We start from the raw sequence: 20,389 nt of genomic DNA, 5'->3' as shown, positions 1-20,389 counted from the left end.
TATGGAAAGCCGTGTGCATTGAAAAGTGCCCGCACGGTTTGGGGGGAGGCGTAGGGACATCCTCGTCGAGGTGTCCCGCGCCTACCCTACCGAGACGCAGAGCGGCTCGGTTTCAACGAGAGCCCGGTGCGGCGGCAGCCGCACGCGCGCAAGCGAAAGAATCCGCCAATCGGAGGGCCGACATTTCCTTACGCGCACTCCTCTCCATTCCACAATCCTGATCTGGAGCATGGGAGAATGTTGTTCTTCTCACCTTCACCGGCGTCGCCTCTGGTTGCAAACTCGGCTTTGAATCGGCCGATCGCCTCAAGCATGTAGATAGAGGCGTCAGTTCACGGCTTGCTTATGCAACGAGGTGGTCGGGAATCCCCGCATGGGTCGATAAGAGACCGGCCCGATCATTTGGTCTGCGTCCACCACATTCCGACACCGTACAACGCTCGGACAGATTCAGTGCAAGCTCACCGGCGAATCTGTGGGAAAGTCCATTGATGATGCATCTAGAGCAGTTGACTGCCTGCTAGCGGCGCCCCACTCCGCGAACGGAGATACCATTAGCTCCGCTTTCGGGGATTTCGCCGGTCAGAATTGGTTCTCGCCGAGAACTGCACGCTAGGCCTCTTTTTCGCGCGTTAATCTGGCCTATGCCCCCCACGGCGGCACTGCGCAGTAGAGCGGAAAAGTCTTTCATCGTAAAAGTTCGTTTTATGACCCACCGCGACTCTCGCTCCACTGATCACGAGTCGAGCCCAATCTAGATCTTCCAGATCGGACGTCGTCGTTCAGTGAATTCGACTCTTGTTGGACCTAAGCGGCCCCATCAGTGAGATCAGACCGCCCACCTTCACGACGCACAGCGCTGCCTGCTCGCTACCCACCCGCTGGAACCTGGCCAGCGATGATGAGAGCGGATATGGCGGCCGCCTACCTGGACTTTGAAGACACAGGCGAACTTGCGTGCGCGATCCGCCGAGGAGATGCGCCGCCACCGGTCAGCTGTCGTGGAACAGGACGGCTGCGGGAGCCAGTCTGGTCGAAGGCGACCATGGACCATTTCGCAGCACCTCTTGGAAGAAGAGACGCCAGGGAGCCGGAGGATCTCTTATGTCTGGTATGATGTCACTTGATGCGGCACCGAAGCTTCCTCGATATTGTCAACGAAAACTGTTGGCGAACAATACGGTGGCTTACTATTTCGCGCCGCCAACCTGGGCTCGTCGGCAGGGCTGCCATTTGAGGCCTGAAGCTTTAGGGAGCGATTATGCGGGTGCCGTCGAGCGGGTTGAAAAAGTCCTCTTGCCGGCATTCGAGAGTTGGCGCTCACGGGGTCTAAGTGACATGATGCCGGCCTCTCCCGAGCCCGGCACGTTCGATTGGCTGGTCGGCATCTACCAAGCTCACCAGAAGTGGGGCGAAATCGAAAGCACCACTCAGCGGCAGTACAAAAAGAGTCTCGCGCTCTTTGCCAATCACGAGCTGAAAGATGGAAGTCGCGTTGGGTCGAAGCAATTGTCCGATTTCACCAAGGCCTTCGTCGACGCAGTTTATGGAAAGCTGTTAGTCGTAACAAAAGTAGGCAAGAATGGAGAGGTCGTCGTCCGCGAGCGTCGTCGCTACGCAAATGTGGCCATGGCGAGCTGCCGGCGGGCCTGGTTCGTCGGGCAGCGCGCTCAAGAAAAAATGGTACCAGCGAGCAATCCATTTTCACGGATGGGATTAAGGTCACGTGCGCCCGGCCAGCCGATACGGCCCACACCAACCGCAACTTGGGATGAACTCGTCGCGTTCAGGGCTGCCGCGAAAAGGCTCGACTATCGCTCCATCGCAACTGCTGCTTTGTTGTCATGGGAGTGGCTGCAGCGAGAGCAGCACGTGTTTGGCTCCTTCGACATGTCGCACTACCGTCCTAGCGAACGGCCAAACAGCGTCAGGATCGTGCACCCAAAGAACGGAGAGGAAGCCTGGTGGCCACTGTTAGACGAAACGGGCGCCCCTCTCTTTCCTGAACTTATGGACGAGCTCGACGAGATGAAAAAGACCTCGCTCCCGGGGCTGGTATTCCGGCGTGACCATGCCCATCGTCGGTCGGTAACCCCGATTCCATGGATTACGCCACGCAAGGACCTGCGCTATCTGCGCAGCGTGGTGAAAAAGATCATCGCAGCGGCCGACCTTCGTCAGGAACTTTCCTTTACTTCCTTCCGGCACGGAGGCTTCACCGAAGGTGCCGATAGCGATCTCACGGACGCAGAGTTGCGTGCCGCAGGCCGTCATAGATCAAGCCGCCAACTGCCAACCTACGCCAAGCGCACCGGCAAACAGTTGATCACAGCCACAAAGAAGCGTCGCGAGCAGCGCAGAAGAGCGCTCCTTGTTCGACTAAACGCCGATCACTCCTCGGAATAAAGCTGCTTTGAAGGACCACAGCATCCAAACCGTGCCCTGACATGATCGCCTATTTTCCAGTCCAAGATGGCAATCGCTTCTCGCTGAACGCCTTCAATCCCTCCTTGGCGTCCTCGGTCATCGCGAGCAGCGCGATCTGGCTTTCGGTGTAGGCGATGCTCTCGTCGAAAGACATCGATGCGATGGCGCGCATGGCGTATTTGCCGCGGCGGATCGCGGTCGGCGATTTGTCGACGATGCGGCCGATCAGCCAGTCGACCTTGGCGTCGAGTTCGGCCGCAGGCACGACGTAATTGAGGAGGCCCGCGGCCTGCGCCGCCTTGACATCGAACGGCTCACCCGTGAGCGCCCATTCGTTGACAAGCCGCGGCGGCGCGATCCTCTGCAGCAGGCTCAGGACCTGCATCGGGAACACGCCGACCTTCACCTCCGGCAGGCCGAAGATGACGTGATCGGCTGCAACCGCCATGTCGGTCATGCACAATAGGCCCATGCCGCCGGCCATGCAGACGCCGCCAACCCGCGCAATCGCAGGCTTGGTGGCGTTCTGTGACAAACGTAGCAGATCCGCATAGTCGACATTTGGTTTGGAATGATCCATCGCGAAAGCCGCGCCGGAATTCTGCAGGTCGGCGCCCGCGCAGAACGCCTTGTCGCCCGCGCCCGTCAGCACAATGACGCGGACGTCCTTGTCGTCATGCGCGTCGCGATAGCCTTTGCTGATGCCGGCGATGACATCGCCGTTCAGCGCGTTGCGCTTCTCCGGCCGGTTGATGGTGATCCAGAGCGCCTGCCCGCGCTTCTCGGTAATGACGGCTGTGGTGTCGCTCATGGCACGCTCGCTTCCTTGGCCCGGTTTTGCTGTCATTTGCGGCAGCTCGGGCGCGAGGTGCAAGCGCAATCTGCGGCGAGGCGGAGCTTTAGCGCCTCGACACAAATTTAGAGGGCAATCGAAGCGACAGTGTGCTTCAGCCCGCGGCCGCCTTCCTGATCCAGACCTTGTTGTCGTGGAATGCCGCCCCGCCAATCGGCGCGATGGTGTCCGCGCCCGTCAGCATGTTGATGCCGCGGCCTCCGATATGGCCCTTGTTCGGGTGAACGGATTCGGCGATCAGAACGCCGCGCCGCACGCCCTCGAACAGCGTTGCGACCAGCGTGCTCTCACCACGGCCGTTGCCGAGCGTCACCGCATCGCCGTCGACGATGCCAAGCGCGGCCGCATCCAGCGGATGGATCATCACGCTCGCCCTGCCCTCGCGCGCCTGCGAGGACGGCGTCTCGTTGAAAGTCGTGTTGAGGAAGCTGCGCGAGGGGCTGGTCGCGAGGCGGAATGGATGGGCCTGATCCGTGTGCTCGATCACCGCCCAATGATCCGGCAGCGACGGCATCTTGTCGAAATCGCCCATCGTCTGACCGAAAGGCGGATGCGCCCAGTCGGCCCTGAAATGGAACTTTCCGTCGGCATGGGCGAAGCCGTCGAGATAATGCGAGGTGCGGAAATCGGGTTGCAGGTCGCGCCAGATATCAGCCTCCAAGCCGGCGATGTCGCCGTGATTGCTGAGCTTGAGCGTCGCGTCGATCAGTTCGCGGGGCGTCATGTCGAAACCCGGATGCTTCGCACCAAGCCGCGGCGCCAGCCCCTGCAACACCTCGTGATTGGAGCGGCATTCGCCGGGCGGGTCGATCAGCTTGGGCCCGACCGAGATGTGCTGATGGCCACCGCCGTAATAGAGATCATCATGCTCCATGAACATGGTCGCCGGCAGCACGATGTCGGCCATCTCGGCGGTCTCGGTCATGAACTGCTCGTGCACCGCGACGAAAAGATCCTCGCGCGCAAAGCCCTGCCGTACCAGCGCCTGCTCCGGCGCCACCGTCATCGGGTTGGTGTTCTGGATCAGCATCGCCTTGACCGGGCCCCTGCCCTGCAGGGCTTCGGCATCGCCGGTGAGGATGCGGCCGATCTGCGACTGGTCGAGCGCGCGCGTGGTCTTGTCGATCGCATCGTGCCCTTCGATGATCGATTCGTTGAAATGCCAGAGCGCGTAATTGTTGAAGAAGGCGCCGCCGCCTTCATATTGCCAGGCGCCGGTCACCGCAGGAATGCAGAGCGCCGCATGCATCTGCGTCGCGCCGTTGCGCGAGCGGGTGAAGCCGTAACCGAGACGCAGGAAGGTCCGCTTGGTCTCGCCGACCGCCTTGGCAAAGGCCTCGATCTCGGCCACCGGCACGCCTGAGATGGCCGAGGCCCATTCGGGTGTGCGCGTCTTCAGATGCGCCTCGAGCTCATGAGGGCAATCGGTGTATTTGTCCATGTAGGCGCGGTCGGCATAGCCGTCGCGGAACAGGACATGCATCACGCCGCAGGCAAACGCGCCGTCGGTGCCGGGCCGCAGGATGATCTTGATGTCAGCCTGCTTCATGGTCTCGTTGTCGTAGATGTCGACCGCAGCGATTCTGGCGCCGCGCTCCTTGCGCGCGCGCGAGGCGTGCGTCATCACGTTGACCTGAGTGTTGACGGGATTTGTCCCCCAGATCACGACGAGGTCGGACAGCGCCATCTCGCGCGGATCGACGCCGGCGATCTTGCCGGTGCCGATCGCGAACCCGATGCGCGCGACATTGGCGCAGATGGTCTGATAGAAGCGCGAATATTTCTTCACATGGGTGAGGCGATTGAGACCGTCGCGCATCACGAGGCCCATGGTGCCAGCGTAGTAATAGGGCCAGATCGATTCCGCGCCGAACTCGCGCTCGGCTTGATTGAAGCGATCGGCAATCTCATCCAGCGCCTCGTCCCAGGAGATCCGTGCGAATTGCCCAGAACCCTTCGGCCCAATGCGGCGCATCGGAAACGTCACCCGCTCGGGGTGATGGATGCGCTCGGCGTAGCGGGCGACCTTGGCGCAGACGACGCCGGCCGTATAGGTCTGCTGCTTCGAACCGCGGACCCGGCCGATGCTGCGGCCCTCGACCACCTCGACATCGAGGGCACAGGCCGAGGGACAATCATGCGGGCAGGTCGAATGGCGGATTTCGATCTTGGCGTGCTGGTTCATGTCCCAGTTCGTAACACCAAAATACCCGTCAGCCGAGGGCATTTATCCGGCAATTCCCATGCGATTTGCTCAGATCACGTGCGCTTCCGGTTCCTGCCGCGACTGCGAAGAGCGGCGCGGCCACAACGAGACGGTCGCGACATTCCCGGCACGATCGGCTTTGTGAGCCGTCGACAGTCCACATCCCCTGCCGCTACAGTGCCGGCCAACAAGAACGACATCAGGGAGGTGGGCATGAAAGCCCGAAGATTCATGCAGGCTCTGGCGGCCGGCGTGCTTGCCGCGTTCTCCGCGGCCTCCTCCTTGGCACAGGATTATCCGACCCGCTCGGTCCGCATCATCGTGCCCTTTGGCGCCGGCGGGCCTGCGGACGTCGCGGCCCGGCTGATCGGCAACGTGCTCCAGGAAAGCCTTGGCCAACCCTTCGTGATCGAGAACCGCACGGGCGCGGGCGGCGTCATCGGCACGGTCGAAGCGGCAAAGGCGGCCGCCGACGGCTACACGCTGTTGATGATGTCCAATACCCAGACCGCGAACGAATCCCTGCTGACGGCGGACAAGCGCAAATACGAGCTGATGCGCGATCTCGCGCCGATCGCGCCGGTGAACTCTTCCGATCTCGTCATCGTGGTGAATCTGCAAGTCGCAGCAAAGACGTTGCAGGAATTCATCGCGCTCGCCAGGGCGCAGCCAGGCAAACTGAACTACGCCTCCTCCGGCCAGGGCACGCCCTATCACATGGCCGGCGAGCTGTTCAAAGTCATGGCCGGCGTCGATATCGTCCATGTGCCTTATCGCAACAGTGGCGAGGCGCGCAGCGGCGTGATCGGCGGACAGGTGCAGATGATGATCGACGCCGTGCCGGCAATGGCGCCGAACATCGGTGAGAACCAGGTCCGCGCGCTCGCCACCACCGGCAAGCAGCGCTCGGCCGTGCTGCCGAACGTGCCGACCGCGATCGAGGCCGGGGTGCCTGGCTACGAGGCGACGATCTGGCTCGGCCTGATGGCGCCGGCGGGGACGCCGAAGCCTGTCATCGACAAGCTCAACGCGGCCGTCAACGCAATGGTAAAGCGGCCCGACATCATCAGGCTCTGGACAGAACAAGGTGCCGTGCCCATGTCGATGACGCCGGAACAGTTCGAAAAATTCCTGCGCGGCGACATCGAGAAATGGGCCGACGTGGTCAAGAAGTTCGACAAGTCGTGAGGCCTTAGCGCGAGAATGCCTGCCATTCAATTCCAGCTCAACGGCGCAGCGATGGCCGTGGATGTCGATCCTGATCAGATCCTGCTCGACGTGCTGCGCAGCCGGCTCGGTGTCAACAGTGCGCATTTCGGCTGCGGCGCCGGTGAGTGCGGCGCCTGTTACGTCATGATCGACGGCCGCGCGATGGCTTCATGCGACATGCCGATGTGGTCGGTCGCCGGCAAGGACGTCATCACCGTGGAGGGCCTCGGCACGGTCGAGCAACCGCACGCGCTGCAACGTGCCTTCGTCTGCGAACAGGCGATGCAATGCGGCTATTGCGTATCGGGGATTCTGATCAGCGCTGCGGCGCTGCTGAAGCGCAATCCGTCACCGACGGAGGCCGGGGTTAGAGCCGCGCTGGACTGCAATCTCTGTCGCTGCGGATCGCACAACCGCATGGTCCGCGCCGTGCTGCGGGCGGCATCGGAGATGGCGACGTCATGAATGTGTCGTCCCCTGCCCCGAAGCTGTCGGCCAGCCTCGCGGCCAATCCAAGACTATCGTCCTGGGTGCGGTTCACCGCCGACGGCCGGGTAGCGATCTCGCCCGGCAAAGTGGAAATCGGCCAGGGCATCGTGACGGCGCTGGCGCAAATTGCGGCGGACGAGCTCGATCTCGATATCATCAGGATCGAGATGATCCGCGCCTCGACGGCAATGAGCCCGAACGAAGGCGTCACCTCGGGCAGCCTGTCGATCCAGCAATCCGGCCGCGCACTGCGCCACGCCTGCGCCGAGGTGCGCCAGCGCTTCCTCACTGCTGCATCGGAGCGCTTCGGCGTCGATGCGGCGCTGCTCCGTATCGATGACGGCACGATCTCGGGACCGGGCAATGTCAGCACCAGCTATTGGGAGCTGGCTGGCGAGGTCTCGCTGGACCACGACGTCACCGCGGGCGCGACAGCGAAAAGCGCCACCGAGCGTCTCGTCGCCGGACATTCCGTGCAGCGCGTCGACATTCCCGACAAGGTGTTCGCGCGGCCGCGCTTCATCCACGACTGGGCACTGCCGGGCCTGCTGCACGGACGCGTGCTGCGGCCGGATGTCTCGGGCGCCAGATTGACTGCGCTCAATGAGGAGGCTGCGCGCGCTGTCCCCGCTCTCGTCACGATCGTTCGCGACGGCGGCTTTGCCGGCGTGGTTGCTGACAGCGAGGCAGCGGCGGAAGCCGCTCTGAAAGCCTTACGCAAGGGCGCGACATGGTCGGCCGGCGATGCGCTGCCCGATGAAGATGATTTGACGGGCTTCCTAAGAAGCCAGCCGGTCGAGACCACCATCATCGAGATCAGGACCGGAGCGGCGACGAACAAGCCGGCCCAAACCCTGCGCCGCCAATACACCCGCCCCTACATCGCACACGGCTCGATCGCGCCGTCCTGCGCCATGGCGCAATGGGATGGCGATCGCGTCCATGTCTGGACCCACAGCCAGGGCGTCTATCTGCTGCGCGCCGATCTCGCGATCGTGCTGAAGCTGCCGGCCGGGAACATCGTCGTCGAGCACATGGAGGGCGCCGGCTGCTACGGACACAACGCGGCCGACGACGTCGCGCTCGACGCCGTGCTGCTGGCAAAGGCTGCCGTGGGCCATCCGGTGCGGGTGCAATGGTCGCGCCATGACGAGATGTCCCATGCGCCGTTCGGTGCGGCCATGGCTATCGAGATCGAGGCCGATGTCGACGCCGACAACGAGATCGTCGGCTGGCGTCACACCATCTGGAGCAACGGCCACGCGGCGCGGCCGGGGCGCGCGGCGCAGCCGGCGCTGCTTGCCGCGACTGAGATCGCAAACCCGTACCCGCGCATGATCTCGTCCAACCCGCCGGTCGCCAATGGCGGCGGCGCTGATCGCAACTCCGTTCCACTCTATGACCTCCCGGCCTGGACGATCACGAGCCACCGATTGCTGACGATGCCGGTACGCACCTCGGCGCTGCGGACCCTCGGCGCACAAGGCAATGTGTTCGCCATCGAATCCCTGCTCGACGAGATCGCCGCCCTGCGCGGCGAGGACCCGATCGCATTCCGTTTGCGCCATCTGCGCGACGAGCGCGCCAAGGACGTCATCCGCGCCGCTGCGCAACGCTTGGCGTGGAAACCGCAGAAGCGAACCGGCATCGGTCACGGCGTCGGCTTTGCGCGCTATAAGAACATGGGAGCCTACTGCGCCGCGATTGCCGAAATCGAAGGCACCGACGACATCCGCGTGAAGCGGCTGACGCTTGCCGTCGACGTTGGCGAAGCCATCAATCCGGACGGCGTCATCAACCAGATCGAGGGCGGCGCGATCCAGGCAACGAGCTGGGTGCTGAAGGAGCGTGTCCGCTTCGAGCGGGCGCGAATTACATCGACGTCCTGGACCGACTATCCGATCCTGAGATTCAGCGAAGTGCCGGCAGTGGATGTCGAGCTCATCCAGCGGCCGGAGACCGAGCCAGTTGGCGCCGGTGAGGCCGCGCACGGCCCGGTGACGGCCGCGATCGCCAATGCGGTCTACGACTGCCTCGGCGTGCGTGTGCGCGACCTGCCAATCACGCGCGACAGGATCATTGCAGCTGCGGAGCTTGCATCGTGACGACAGTGAACATTTTGAGCGGCGGCGCAGCGCAAGGGCTGGTGCGCGGCCTCACCGACGCCTTTAACGCGCAGACCGGCTTCGGCATTGACGGCGAATTTGGCGCGGTCGGTATCATGGCCGACAAGTTGCGCGCGGGAAAACCTGCCGACCTCGTGATCCTGACGCAAGCCCTTCTTGCAAAGCTCATCGGGGAAAAGCTTGTCACGGCCTCCTCGATCGCTGATATCGGCCAGGTCGAGACTGCGCTGGCGGTCCGCAACCGAGATCCCAGGGTGACGGTGAGGACCGAATCCGATCTGCGTGAGGTCTTACGGAGCGCCGATGCGATCTACGTCCCCGATACCAAGGCTTCGACGGCGGGACAGCATGTCGCCAAGGTGCTGGATCAGCTCGGTATTGGCTATGAGGTCGCGTCACGCCTCATGATCTTTGCGAACGGCGCGACTGCGATGCGGGAGCTCGCGGCGTCCACCGCGCAAACGCCGATCGGCTGCACGCAGGCGACCGAGATCATCGCAACCGACGGCATCGCGCTATCGGGATCGCTGCCGCCGGGCTGCGAGCTCGTGACGATGTACACGGCCGGCATGACAGCGCGGGCCGCGCATCCAAAGGAGGCGGCCGCGCTGATCGCCCTGCTGACTGGCGCAGAGCAGAAGGAGCTGCGCCGGCGCGTGGGCTTTACCGGCTAGATGCAGATGGCCGCCTATTTGTGTAGCTGGGTAAGGCCTGTCGGTGGGCCGTCCACGGCCGTCCAGCCGCCGTCGATGAACATCGTGCTGCCGCTGACATAACTCGCGGCGTCCGAGGCGAGATAGGCCACCGCGGTGGCGACCTCGTCGGCGCTGCTCCAGCGGTTGAATACGGTATGGCCGGCGTAGAGATTGTAGATGTCAGGCCGCTGCTTGAACGGGCCGGTCAACGCGGTCTCGGCGATGCTCGGCGCGATCGCATTGACGCGCACGCCGGCATGCCCGACCTCGGAGGCAAAGCCCTTCACCAGAAGGCCGATCGCCGCTTTGGTCGAGCCATAGACGCCGAGGCCCGGCTCGATCGTGACTGCGCGCACCGAGGAGCAGGCGATGATGCTGCCGCCCTTCTGCTCGACCATGATGCGCCCAAAGGCCTGGAAGAACCAGACCGTGCCTTTGACGTTGAGGTTCAGGACGCGATCGAGATCCTCCTCGGTATAGTCGAGGATGGTCTTGCGGATATTGAGCCCGGGCGTCGTCACGGCGATGTCGAGCCGCGGAAACTTCTGCATCACGGTTTTGGCCAGCGCCTTGACGTCCGCGGCGCTTGCGGCGTCGCAGCTCGCCGCTTCCGCCCAGCCGCCCTTGTCCCGAATGCCGGCGGCGGTCGCTTCCGCCGCATCAAACGCGCGATCGGCGCAAACGACGCGGGCACCGAGCCCGGCCAGCGCCTCGGCCGACGACTTGCCGATGCCGGATGCGGCGCCGAGAACGACTGCGGTCTTGCCGGTGAGATCGAAAAGCTTGCGATAGTCCGTCACTGATAGCTTCTCCCTGATGCTGCTATCCCTTGTAGCCCATCAGCAGGCGGGGCAGCCACAGCGAGAACGCAGGGACGTAGGTCACGAACATCAGTGCTGCGATCAGGGCGGCATAGAACGGCAGGATGGTGCGCATCACCGCGCCGACCGAGATGCCGCCGATGGCGCAGCCCACGAACTGCGTCGTTCCGACCGGTGGCGTGTTCAGCCCCAGCGCGCAATTGATCAGCATCAGCATGCCGAACTGCACCGGATCCATGCCCGCCTTCATCGCGATCGGCAGGAAGATCGGGGTGCAGATCAGGATGGTCGCGGCCATGTCCATGAACGTGCCGAGCACGAACAGGATGACGTTGATGAGCAGGAAGATGACCCAGGGTTGGGTCGAGACCTTGCTCATCATCGCGCCGGCGAGATCGGCGACTTCATATAGCCCCATCAGATACTGGAACATGGTGGAGACGCCGATCAGCAACAGCACCACGCCGGTCGTCTTCACCGCCTTGGCGGCGGCACGCAGGAAGTTGCCCCAGGTCATGGTGCGGTAGATGAAGAACGTCAGCAGGATCGTGTAGGTGACCGCGACGGCTGCCGATTCAGTGGCCGTGAAGACGCCGGATAGGATGCCCGCCAGGATGATGCCGACAATCAGAAGGCCAGGCAGCGCGGCGGCGAGCGAGCGGAAGACCTCGGCCCAGCCCGGAAACTTGCCGGCCGGATAGCCGCGCTTCACCGCGACTGCGTAGGCGGCAACCAGCATGCACACCATCAGCACGAGCGCCGGCAGCAGGCCGGCGGCGATCAGCGCGCCGATCGAGACCTTGCCGCCGGCGGCCAGGGCATAGATGATCATGTTGTGGCTGGTCGGCATCAAGGCTCCGACCAGCGAGGCATGGGTGGTGACGTTGACGGCGTAGTCGGTGTCGAACCCCTCCTTCTTCATCATCGGGATCATCACCGCGCCCATCGCCGACACGTCGGCCACAGGCGAGCCGGAGACGCCGCCGAACAGCGTGCAGGCGACAACGTTGGACATGCCGAGCCCGCCGCGGATGTGCCCGACGAGATTCTTGGCGAGCTGCACGATCTTGTCGGCGACGCCGCCATGCAGCATCAGCTCACCGCTGAAGACGAAGAACGGAATGGCGAGGAACGAGAAGATGTTAATCCCCGACATCATCTGCTGGAAGATGACGGCAACCGGCAGACCTTCGTACAGGATGGTACAGATCGCCGAGAGGCCAATCGCGAAGGCGACGGGGACGCCGAGGACCAGGAAGCCGAAGAACGTGGCGCCGAGGATGATCAGTTCCATGAGGGGACGACCTCTTCGCCGCGCAGGAGAGCAACGATATGCTCGATTGAAAAGGAGACGATCAGGACACCGGAGGCGATCAGCGGCACGTAACGGATCACCTCCGGCAGGCCGAGATTGGGGATCTTCACCGTTCCAACCGACGCCCCCAGGATCCAGCCGTTATAGGCCATCGCAATGCCGAACACGGCCACCAGGACGTGGATCACGAGCTCGATCTTCTCCCGCATGTGATCCGGTAGCATCACCAGGAGACTGTCCATGCCGATGTGTCCGGCATCGCGCACACCGACAGCGGCGCCGATCAAGGTGACATACAGGATCAGAACCAGCGCGAGGTTCTCCGTCCAGGTCGGGCTCGAATTGAGCACGTAACGCCCGAACACCTGGTAGAACACGATGATGACGATGCCGAGCAGGCCGGTCACGGACAGATACATGCCCGCGCGCGCGACGGGAGCATTGACCCGCGACAGCAAGCCGGTGGACGGGCGTCCGGCGACCGCCTCGTGGCTTGCGACGTGTGGATCAGTCATCCCGTGTCTCCCCGCGAGGGTCCGGCATCGCACGCTAGGCGACTCCGGACCCGACACCGCTGTGCTTACTTCGTGTCCTGGATGCGCTTGACGAGGCTCTGGAGCTTCTCGTCGCCGGCGAACTTCGTGTAGACCGGCTTCATCGCCTCGACGAATTCCGCCTTGTTGGCGATGGTCACGACCTGAACGCCGGCCGCCTCGACCGTCTTGCGGGAGGCCTGCTCGCGCTCGTCCCAGAGCTTGCGCATGACAGGCACCGATTCCTTGGCCGCCTTGCGGACCATCGCCTGATCTTCCTTGCTCAGCGTGTCCCAGACCTTCTTCGACATCACGAGAACTTCCGGCGCCAGCGAGTGCTCGGTGACGTTGTAGAACTTGGCGGCCTCGAAATGGCGCGAGGACTCATAGGACGGCCAGTTGTTCTCGGCAGCGTCCACGAGGCCGGTCTTGAGAGCGGTATAGACCTCGCCGTAGGGCATCGGCGTCGGGTTGGCCCCGAGGCTCTGGATCATGCCGACCCACAGATCGGATTGCTGGACGCGGATCTTTAGGCCCTTGAGGTCGGCGAGCGACTTGACCGGTGCCTTGACGGTGTAGATGGACCGGGCCCCGCTATCGTAATAGGCAAGTCCGACCAGTCCCGCCGGCTCCATCGCCGCCAGGATCTCATCGCCGATGGGACCGTCAAGGACGGTGCGCATGTGCTGCGTGTCCCGGAAGACGAAAGGCAGGCACAACGCGATGGTTTCCGGCACGAAATTGTTCAGCGGCGATGCGTTGATCCGCATCATGTCGAGAGCGCCGATCTTGAGCTGCTCGATGGTATCCTTCTCGGAGCCGAGGGCTCCGTTGGGAAACACCTTCACGCCGAGCTTGCCGCCGCTCGCCGCCGCGAGCTGCTTGCCCATGAACTTGACGGCCTCGACGGTCGGATAATCGACGGGGTGGATGTCGGCGGAGCGGAAATCGCGTGCGGTCGCCAGGGGCGCTGAGACCGCCAAGGCAACGGCTGTGATGATACCGGTGAGCGTCTTCATCTGGGCTTTCCTCCTGGTCGATTGAGTTGATTATGTCGTTGTCGGCCGGCTGCGGGCCGCCTTGGGTCGCTCCACTTCAGGTGTGAAGTCAAGCGCCAATGTCGTCCGTAGGGCGGGCGGCATTCTGAGTCCAAGCCAAATCCAGCATTGATCAATGCAAGACTTGCATCGATCAATTTCTGGCGCAATTCGCATTAGGGTGGGCACGGTGGGCTGGCTCGACGTCGCCGGCACGTGACTTGACGCCGCCTACCGAGCCCCCTCAACATGTTCGAAACAGCGGACCATATCGAGGAAAATGCCCATGCCGCGGAAGCTGATCGATATCTCAGTGCCGCTCCGAAACGACGTGACTGCCGATCCGCCAGGCAACCATCCGACGATCCAGTACATCGATCACCAACAAGGGCTGCCGCGCATGCTGCAGTTCTTCGATGGCCTCAAGGCGGAAGACCTTCCGGATGGCCAGGGCTGGGCCGTCGAGCAGGTCGCGCTGTCGACCCATAACGGGACGCATCTCGATGCGCCCTGGCACTTCCATCCGACCATGAACCGCGGCGAACGGTCGTGGACGATCGACGAAGTGCCGCTGGAATGGTGCTTTCAACCCGGCGTGAAGCTCGACTTCCGGCATCTGCCCGATGGCTACGTGGCGAGCGCCGGCGACGTCGAGAAGGAGCTGAAACGGATCGGACACACGCTGGCGCCGCTGGAGATCGTCGTCGTCAACACCAGCGCCGGCGCGAAATTCGGCCAAGCCGATTACGTCAATTCCGGCTGCGGCATGGGCTATGAGGCCACGATGTACCTGCTCGAACGCGGCGTCCGCCTGACCGGCACCGATGGCTGGAGCTGGGACGCGCCGTTCGTCTACACCGCGAAGAAATATGCCGAAACAAGGGATGCCGGCCTGATCTGGGAAGGCCACAAGGCAGGGCGGCACATCGGCTATTGCCATCTCGAGAAGCTGCACAACCTCGATCAATTGCCCTCGACCGGCTTCACGGTCTCATGCTTCCCGGTCAAGATCGAACGCGCCTCCGCCGGTTGGACCCGCGCGGTCGCCATCCTCGACGATCAGGTCTGAGATATCACTCGCCGGAGAGGCCGCTCTCCGCGAGTTCGCGCAGCGCATCGATATCCAGCACGACGATGGCGCCGTGCTCGAGACGAACCCAATTGCGGCCGGCCCAGGCGCGCAATTGCTTGTTGATGCTCTCGCGCGTCATGCCCACCATCTCGCTGATCTCCTGCTGGGTGATCGCGAGTGTGCCGCTGCCGGAGTCGAACTTGCGCTCCTCGGTGAGACCGATCAGCGCGCTGGCGAGCCGGCCCGGCAGGTTCTGCAGGATCACCTGCTCGACCTGCTGGCTGGTCCAGCGCAGGCGGGCGCAGAGCAGCTCGATGAATTTCATCGCCAGCGCCGGCTGGCTCTTCACGAATGGCAGGAAATCCCGGCGATCGATGATGTAGAGCTCGCAATTGGTGTTCGCGGTCGCATCGGCCGACCTCGGCGCGCCGTCGAGCACCGCGATCTCGCCAAAGATCTCTCCGGGACCGATCAGATTGAGAATGGCATTCCGCCCATCCGGCGACGAAGAGGAGATCTTCACCGTTCCCGAAATCACCGCGAACAGATTGTTGCCGGGATCGCCCTTGGCGGCGATCGTCGCACCGCGCTTCACGGTTGTGTGCTTGGCATAGCGGCAGAGCTGATCGAGCGCCTCCGGCTCCAGATCTGCGAAGATCGGGTGCTTGCGCAGAACCGATAGTTTGTTGCCCGCTGACTGTCGGGGGTCGCCGGTCTTGTCCTGAGGCACGCCACGGGGCTCCTAAGACTGCGAGGCATCGAGGTTCCTGCGTAGTCAACGTTATCAGGCTTTTCAACCGGAAAGCATGGGCGCGGTTTTAGGCAAATGCCGCGAAATGCCCCGGTTAGGCGAAAGGCCGGCAACCGAAGGTTGCGTCCATGCATTCAGGTCGCTGCAGAATTGCAGGCAATTCAAGTCGCGATTGCGTTGAGGCGCTGCCGAACGCCCGATACCAGTCGAGCATCGGTTGGCCAAAGGGGGTCTGTCACATCTCGGGCTGAAGCCCCTCCTAGCGGGTGAGCTCAGAGCTTCAGCCTGACTTCGCAGATATCAGGCTCAGTCCGATCCGGCTTGATCTCGAAGCCGAGCTGGCGGCACATCTCGAGCATCACGATGTTCTCCTGGAGCACGTCGCCCGATATGGTCTTGAGCCCTTCCGACTTCGCGTAGTCGATGATCAGCTGCATCAGGGCCCATCCTAATCCCCTGCCCTTGAGGTCGGACCGCAGCAGGATGGCATATTCGCCGCTTTCGTAGATCGAGTCCGAGTGGAGCCGGACGACGCCGACCATCTCACCGGTCTCCTCGGCGAATGCGATGAAGGCCATCGCACGCGCATAGTCGAGCTGGGTCAGGCGCGCGATGAACTCGTGGGTGAACTCCTTCATCGGCGCGAAGAAGCGCAGGCGGAGGTCGTGCGGCGTGACGTGACGCAGGAATTCGTGGATGGTCGGCTCGTCCTCGGGGCGCAAGGGCCGCACGAAGATACGCCAGCCGTCCTTCAGTACCAGGCGGCGCTCCCATTGCGATGGATAGGCCCGAACGGCGAAATTGGCCGGGCCGGAGCCGGCGAACTTCCGCTGCGGCGGCGCCACGGCGACGCGAGCATCGACCGCAGTGACACCGGTTTCGTCCGCGAGTAGCGGGTTGATGTCGAATTCGCGGATTTCGGGAATGTCAGCGGCCATCTGCGCCAGCTTGACCAGCACCATGGCGACGGCATCCGGCTTCACTGCCGGTACGTCTCGGTAGGCGCGAAGCAGCCGCGACACGCGCGTGCGATCGATCAGGTCGCGGGCGAGTTGCAGGTCCAGCGGCGGAAGCGCAAGCGCCTTGTCGTTGATGATCTCCACAGCCGTCCCGCCCCGGCCGAAGACGACGACGGTGCCGAAGGTGGGGTCATCGGCAAGACCGAGGATCAGCTCGCGCGCCTTCGCCTTGACCACCATCGCTTGCACGATGACGCCGCCGATGCGGGCTTCGGGACGCAGTTTTCTGGCCCGGTCGAGAATATCGGTGGCAGCCGCGCGCACCGCATCCGGCGTGGTCAGATTGAGAACGACGCCGCCGACATCCGATTTGTGGACGATGTCACGCGACATGATTTTCAGCACGACAGTCAGGCCTTGCGCGAACATGTCGCTCGCATGGGCCACCGCCTGCTCGACATTGGTCGCAGCATAGGTCGGCACCATCGCGATGTCGTAGGTTTCGAGCAGGTGCTTGATCTCGACCGGCTCGAGCCATTTGCGGCCGTCGGCGATCGCAGCAGTGACGATCCGCTTCGCGGCCGGCGCGTCCGGCACGAACGTATCGGGCATCGCCGGCGGAACCTGGCTCAGCTCCTCCACCACCTCGCGGTGCCGGACCAGATGCATGAAGCCGCGCACGGCATCGTCCTCGGTCGGGTAGTTCGGAATGCCCGCGCCGGAGAGCGTCCGAATGATGTCTTGATCGGCTCCGACCCAGGCGGCAAGGACGGGCTTTGCCCATTGGCGGTGCTGCTCGCGGTATTTTCCGACGAGCTCCGTCACGGTCGTGGCGATGTCGGCCGCTGAGGCGATCGCCGTCTGCACGTTGAGGACGAGCACGGCATCATTGTCGGGATCGGCGAGCAGCACCTCCAGCGCCGCCGCGTAGCGCGAGGCGCCGGCATCACCCACGATGTCGACGGGATTTGCACCGGACCAGGTCGGCGGCAGCACGTCATCGAGCTTCTTGCGAGCGTCTGCCGAGATCGACGCCGGGATTCCGCCAAGCTCGACCAATCGATCGATGGCAAGGACGCCGATGCCACCGCCATTGGTCAGGATAGCAAGGCGCTTGCCCGTCGGGGATTCAACGCGGCCGAGCGTCTCGGCGCAATCGAACAGCTCGCGCAGATCGGAGACCCGCAGCACGCCCGCGCGGCGGAACGCCGCGTCATAGACGGCGTCGGCGCCGGCGAGCGCGCCGGTATGCGTGGCCGCGGCCTTCGCCCCCTGCGCCATCCGGCCGGACTTCACCAGGACGACCGGTTTCACGCGCGCGGCGGCGCGCGCCGCCGACATGAACTTGCGAGCGTCCTTGATAGCTTCGATATAGAGCAGGATCGCGCGGGTCTTGTGATCCATCGCGAAATAGTCCAGCAAATCGGCAAGGTCGACATCGATCTGATCGCCGATCGAGACAATGCCGGAGAAACCGACGCCGCGCTGCGCCGCCCAATCAACCATGCCGGCCGCGATCGCGCCCGATTGCGAGATCAGCGCGAGACTTCCCGCGCCTGGCATGTGTGCTGCGAAGCTGGCATTGAGGCTCACTCCAGGCGTCATGATGCCGAGACAATTTGGACCAATCATCCGCATGCCGTATTTGCGGGCAGCAGTGATAGCAGCCTCGTGGAGGGATCCCGGTCCGTGGCCGAGCCCGGCCGAGACGATCAGCGCGCCCGCCGACCCGCGACGTCCGGCCTGGTCGATGATGCCGGGAACTTCCTGCGCCGGCGCAGTAATGATCACGAGCTCGGGGACGAAGTCCAACCTGTCCAGATTCTTCACCGCGGCTATGCCGCCGATCTCGGCGTGACGCGGATTGACCAGGCCGAATTCCCCTTTGAATTCTGCGCTGCGGATGTTCTGCAGGACGGCGCGTCCCACGGAGACCGGGCGGGCACTCGCGCCGACCAGCGCGAGGGAACGCGGCGACAGCAGATTCTTGAGGCGGTAGGTCGACATGAAAGCAAATGCGCCCGGTCGCTGGCGGTTCCGATGGTGGAAGATCGGGCCGCAAACTGTTCAGTTTAGTGCGAGATCATAACCCAGCAGGATGGCTGGCCAATGACGGTCTTTATCACACCGCCCCTAACGATCCCGTTCAGACGCGAATGATGGCAGATCGCTTTTCCTTGGCCGCCAGAGTAGTCCGGCTTTCGTCGCGACGCTTGATCTCCGTCAAGCGCGGTACCGGCAGCTTGGAGGGACGTTGACCAAAGTCAAGGACTGGCCACCATCTCGTTCCAGAGGGTAACCTGATTGCGGCCGGACTGCCGTCCGACGCATCTGGATGTGCCAGCAGGAATGACAGACGAGTCCGCGACCCAGGACCGGATCTTTGCGGCTCTCACCGATTCCGCCACGCATCCGGGCGCGAGGCGGATCGATACGCACGCAGCTTCGGTGTTTCTCGACGGCGACCGCGCGCTGAAGATCAAGCGGGCCGTGCAGTTTCCGTTCCTCGATTATTCGACTCTCGACAAGCGCAAGGCGGCCTGCGAGGAGGAGATCAGGATCAACCGGCCGCTGGCGCCGCAGATCTATCATCGCGTCGTGGCGATCACGGAGGAGCCGGATGGGTCGGTGCAGATCGGCGGCCCCGGCCGGCCGATCGAGTATGCGGTCGACATGTCGCGCTTCGACGAAAGCCAAACGCTGGATCATCTGGCCAAGGCCGGCCCGCTGGATGACGATCTAGCCTCGGCCGCCGCCGACGCGATCGTGGCTTCGCATGCGGCGGCAGGCCACTCCGACGGCAGGGCGTGGATTTCCTCCATCCCTGGTCTGATCGATGGCAACAGCAATGGCCTGGGAAAAGATAATCGTTTTGACGCCGAAGAAATCGCGCAGCTCGGCAGAGCCTCGCACGCGATGTTCCTGCGCCTCCGCACCTTGCTCGAAGCGCGCAGCCACCACGGCTTCGTGCGGCGTTGCCATGGCGACCTGCATCTTGCGAACATCGTCTTGATCGGCGAACAGCCGGTCCTGTTCGACGCCATCGAGTTCGATGCGCAGATGGCAACAGTCGACGTGCTCTACGATCTCGCATTCACGCTGATGGACCTGTTGCACCATGATCAAGCACGCGCGGCCAACGTTGTCTTGAACCGATATCTCGCTGCGACGCCAAACGACAATCTCGACGCGCTCTCCGTCTTGCCGCTGTTCATGTCGATCCGGGCGGCGATCCGCGCTCAGGTGGCGCTGGCACGGCTGAAGCCGCCGCGTTCTGACGACCCCGGCACCCTTGACGACGCACGGCGCTATTTCGGCCTCGCCCGGATGCTGATCGATCCTCCCGCTCCGCGCCTGATCGCGGTCGGGGGATTGTCCGGCACCGGAAAGACGGTTTTGGCGCGCGCGCTCGCACCAATCGTCACGCCACAGCCGGGGGCGATCGTGCTGCGCAGCGACATCGTCCGCAAGCAGATGTTCGGGGTCAAGGACACGCAGCGGCTGCCACCATCCGCATACACGCCAGAGGTCACGGCCCGCGTCTACGACACCTTGGCTCAGTACGCCCGGCGGGTGCTGGCGCAAGGCCATTCGGCGATCATCGACGGTGTCTTCGCCGCCGAGGAGGAACGAGACGCGATCGCCGCACTGGCGCGCGAGCGCAACGTGCCGCTGAACGGCCTGTTCCTCGTCGCCGACCTCGCGACGAGGCAAGCGCGTATCGGAAGCCGCCGGGGAGATGCAGCCGACGCCACGCAAGAGGTTGCCGCGCAGCAGGAGCGCTATAATATCGGTCATGTCGGTTGGGCGACCATCGATGCATCCGGGACACAAGAGCAGACGCTCCAGAGCTGTCGGGACGCAATCACTGAGGGCAAATAAGGCAATTTGATTGA

Annotated in this window: 15 protein-coding genes and 1 pseudogene; 7 read left to right on the top strand and 9 right to left on the bottom strand. The window is 63.5% G+C overall.

Annotated elements, in window-relative coordinates:
• The first annotated feature begins 1,104 nt into the window (after positions 1 to 1,104).
• Positions 1,105 to 2,406, top strand: a complete 1,302-nt coding sequence (locus IVA78_RS28655; protein ID WP_247468896.1) for a hypothetical protein — start codon at positions 1,105 to 1,107, stop codon at positions 2,404 to 2,406.
• A gap of 49 nt (positions 2,407 to 2,455) precedes the next feature.
• Here the strand turns inward: IVA78_RS28655 and IVA78_RS28650 are convergent, their stop codons facing one another.
• On the bottom strand, positions 2,456 to 3,238 hold the full coding sequence (locus IVA78_RS28650) for an enoyl-CoA hydratase/isomerase family protein (protein ID WP_247303486.1): 783 nt from the start codon (positions 3,236 to 3,238) through the stop codon (positions 2,456 to 2,458).
• A gap of 136 nt (positions 3,239 to 3,374) precedes the next feature.
• On the bottom strand, positions 3,375 to 5,465 hold the full coding sequence (locus IVA78_RS28645; protein WP_247468895.1) for a molybdopterin oxidoreductase family protein: 2,091 nt from the start codon (positions 5,463 to 5,465) through the stop codon (positions 3,375 to 3,377).
• Positions 5,466 to 5,699: 234 nt separating this feature from the next.
• Here IVA78_RS28645 and IVA78_RS28640 point away from each other — a divergent pair, with 234 nt between their 5' ends.
• The 4 genes from IVA78_RS28640 to IVA78_RS28625 are packed head-to-tail and all read left to right on the top strand — an operon-like array spanning position 5,700 to position 9,984.
• Positions 5,700 to 6,674, top strand: coding sequence for a tripartite tricarboxylate transporter substrate binding protein (locus tag IVA78_RS28640; protein ID WP_247468894.1), 975 nt, complete (start codon positions 5,700 to 5,702; stop codon positions 6,672 to 6,674).
• A gap of 15 nt (positions 6,675 to 6,689) precedes the next feature.
• Positions 6,690 to 7,160: a (2Fe-2S)-binding protein gene (locus IVA78_RS28635; RefSeq protein WP_247468893.1), complete on the top strand. Its 471-nt coding sequence runs from the start codon at positions 6,690 to 6,692 to the stop codon at positions 7,158 to 7,160.
• Complete coding sequence (locus tag IVA78_RS28630) at positions 7,157 to 9,289, top strand: molybdopterin cofactor-binding domain-containing protein (RefSeq protein WP_247468891.1); 2,133 nt, start codon at positions 7,157 to 7,159, stop codon at positions 9,287 to 9,289. Before IVA78_RS28635 ends, IVA78_RS28630 begins: the two co-directional genes overlap by 4 nt.
• On the top strand, positions 9,286 to 9,984 hold the full coding sequence (locus IVA78_RS28625) for a substrate-binding domain-containing protein (RefSeq protein ID WP_247468890.1): 699 nt from the start codon (positions 9,286 to 9,288) through the stop codon (positions 9,982 to 9,984). The genes IVA78_RS28630 and IVA78_RS28625 overlap by 4 nt, the downstream gene beginning before the upstream one ends.
• A gap of 14 nt (positions 9,985 to 9,998) precedes the next feature.
• Here IVA78_RS28625 and IVA78_RS28620 read toward each other — a convergent pair whose 3' ends face one another.
• The 4 genes from IVA78_RS28620 to IVA78_RS28605 all read right to left on the bottom strand — a co-directional run bounded on the left by IVA78_RS28620 (position 9,999) and on the right by IVA78_RS28605 (position 13,693).
• A complete protein-coding gene (locus tag IVA78_RS28620; RefSeq protein WP_247280618.1) occupies positions 9,999 to 10,805 on the bottom strand; it encodes an SDR family oxidoreductase in 807 nt (268 codons plus the stop codon).
• A gap of 22 nt (positions 10,806 to 10,827) precedes the next feature.
• Positions 10,828 to 12,120: a TRAP transporter large permease gene (locus IVA78_RS28615; protein ID WP_247468888.1), complete on the bottom strand. Its 1,293-nt coding sequence runs from the start codon at positions 12,118 to 12,120 to the stop codon at positions 10,828 to 10,830.
• Positions 12,111 to 12,656 carry a TRAP transporter small permease gene (locus tag IVA78_RS28610; RefSeq protein WP_247451079.1) on the bottom strand — a complete coding sequence of 182 codons (546 nt, stop codon included), beginning with the start codon at positions 12,654 to 12,656 and terminating at the stop codon, positions 12,111 to 12,113. Before IVA78_RS28610 ends, IVA78_RS28615 begins: the two co-directional genes overlap by 10 nt.
• Before the next feature lie 65 nt (positions 12,657 to 12,721).
• Entirely contained in the window at positions 12,722 to 13,693 is a 972-nt protein-coding gene (locus IVA78_RS28605; RefSeq protein ID WP_247468886.1) for a TRAP transporter substrate-binding protein, read from the bottom strand.
• 304 nt (positions 13,694 to 13,997) lie between these two features.
• Between IVA78_RS28605 and IVA78_RS28600 the strand changes: the two genes are divergently transcribed.
• Positions 13,998 to 14,780, top strand: coding sequence for a cyclase family protein (locus tag IVA78_RS28600; protein ID WP_247468884.1), 783 nt, complete (start codon positions 13,998 to 14,000; stop codon positions 14,778 to 14,780).
• 4 nt (positions 14,781 to 14,784) lie between these two features.
• On the opposite strand, the gene IVA78_RS28595 is transcribed toward IVA78_RS28600, so the two are convergent.
• The 3 genes and pseudogenes from IVA78_RS28595 to IVA78_RS28585 all read right to left on the bottom strand — a co-directional run.
• The gene (locus tag IVA78_RS28595; protein ID WP_247280613.1) at positions 14,785 to 15,513 is read right to left on the bottom strand and encodes a Crp/Fnr family transcriptional regulator; all 729 of its coding nucleotides are present in this window, start codon (positions 15,511 to 15,513) and stop codon (positions 14,785 to 14,787) included.
• Positions 15,514 to 15,806: 293 nt separating this feature from the next.
• A complete protein-coding gene (locus IVA78_RS28590) occupies positions 15,807 to 18,500 on the bottom strand; it encodes a bifunctional acetate--CoA ligase family protein/GNAT family N-acetyltransferase (RefSeq protein WP_247468883.1) in 2,694 nt (897 codons plus the stop codon).
• 65 nt (positions 18,501 to 18,565) lie between these two features.
• A pseudogene (locus IVA78_RS28585) lies at positions 18,566 to 18,655 on the bottom strand (universal stress protein); the annotation flags it as partial.
• 187 nt (positions 18,656 to 18,842) lie between these two features.
• Between IVA78_RS28585 and IVA78_RS28580 the strand changes: the two are divergent.
• Positions 18,843 to 20,375 carry a bifunctional aminoglycoside phosphotransferase/ATP-binding protein gene (locus IVA78_RS28580; protein ID WP_247468881.1) on the top strand — a complete coding sequence of 511 codons (1,533 nt, stop codon included), beginning with the start codon at positions 18,843 to 18,845 and terminating at the stop codon, positions 20,373 to 20,375.
• Positions 20,376 to 20,389 lie beyond the last annotated feature (14 nt).

This window comes from Bradyrhizobium sp. 137, from assembly GCF_023074095.1.
Classification (GTDB): domain Bacteria; phylum Pseudomonadota; class Alphaproteobacteria; order Rhizobiales; family Xanthobacteraceae; genus Bradyrhizobium.
The sequence above is the reverse complement of the archived record's forward strand: the minus strand, read 5'-3'. Positions and strand labels throughout refer to the sequence as shown.

What these genes read in the sequence shown, in the direction of transcription:
- IVA78_RS28605 (WP_247468886.1), bottom strand. Translation starts at nt 13,693, where the DNA reads ATGAAGACGCTCACCGGTATCATCACAGCCGTTGCCTTGGCGGTCTCA.
- IVA78_RS28600 (WP_247468884.1), top strand. Translation starts at nt 13,998, where the DNA reads ATGCCGCGGAAGCTGATCGATATCTCAGTGCCGCTCCGAAACGACGTG.
- IVA78_RS28610 (WP_247451079.1), bottom strand. Translation starts at nt 12,656, where the DNA reads ATGACTGATCCACACGTCGCAAGCCACGAGGCGGTCGCCGGACGCCCG.
- IVA78_RS28580 (WP_247468881.1), top strand. Translation starts at nt 18,843, where the DNA reads ATGACAGACGAGTCCGCGACCCAGGACCGGATCTTTGCGGCTCTCACC.
- IVA78_RS28655 (WP_247468896.1), top strand. Translation starts at nt 1,105, where the DNA reads ATGTCTGGTATGATGTCACTTGATGCGGCACCGAAGCTTCCTCGATAT.
- IVA78_RS28645 (WP_247468895.1), bottom strand. Translation starts at nt 5,465, where the DNA reads ATGAACCAGCACGCCAAGATCGAAATCCGCCATTCGACCTGCCCGCAT.
- IVA78_RS28630 (WP_247468891.1), top strand. Translation starts at nt 7,157, where the DNA reads ATGAATGTGTCGTCCCCTGCCCCGAAGCTGTCGGCCAGCCTCGCGGCC.
- IVA78_RS28635 (WP_247468893.1), top strand. Translation starts at nt 6,690, where the DNA reads ATGCCTGCCATTCAATTCCAGCTCAACGGCGCAGCGATGGCCGTGGAT.
- IVA78_RS28640 (WP_247468894.1), top strand. Translation starts at nt 5,700, where the DNA reads ATGAAAGCCCGAAGATTCATGCAGGCTCTGGCGGCCGGCGTGCTTGCC.
- IVA78_RS28650 (WP_247303486.1), bottom strand. Translation starts at nt 3,238, where the DNA reads ATGAGCGACACCACAGCCGTCATTACCGAGAAGCGCGGGCAGGCGCTC.
- IVA78_RS28615 (WP_247468888.1), bottom strand. Translation starts at nt 12,120, where the DNA reads ATGGAACTGATCATCCTCGGCGCCACGTTCTTCGGCTTCCTGGTCCTC.
- IVA78_RS28590 (WP_247468883.1), bottom strand. Translation starts at nt 18,500, where the DNA reads ATGTCGACCTACCGCCTCAAGAATCTGCTGTCGCCGCGTTCCCTCGCG.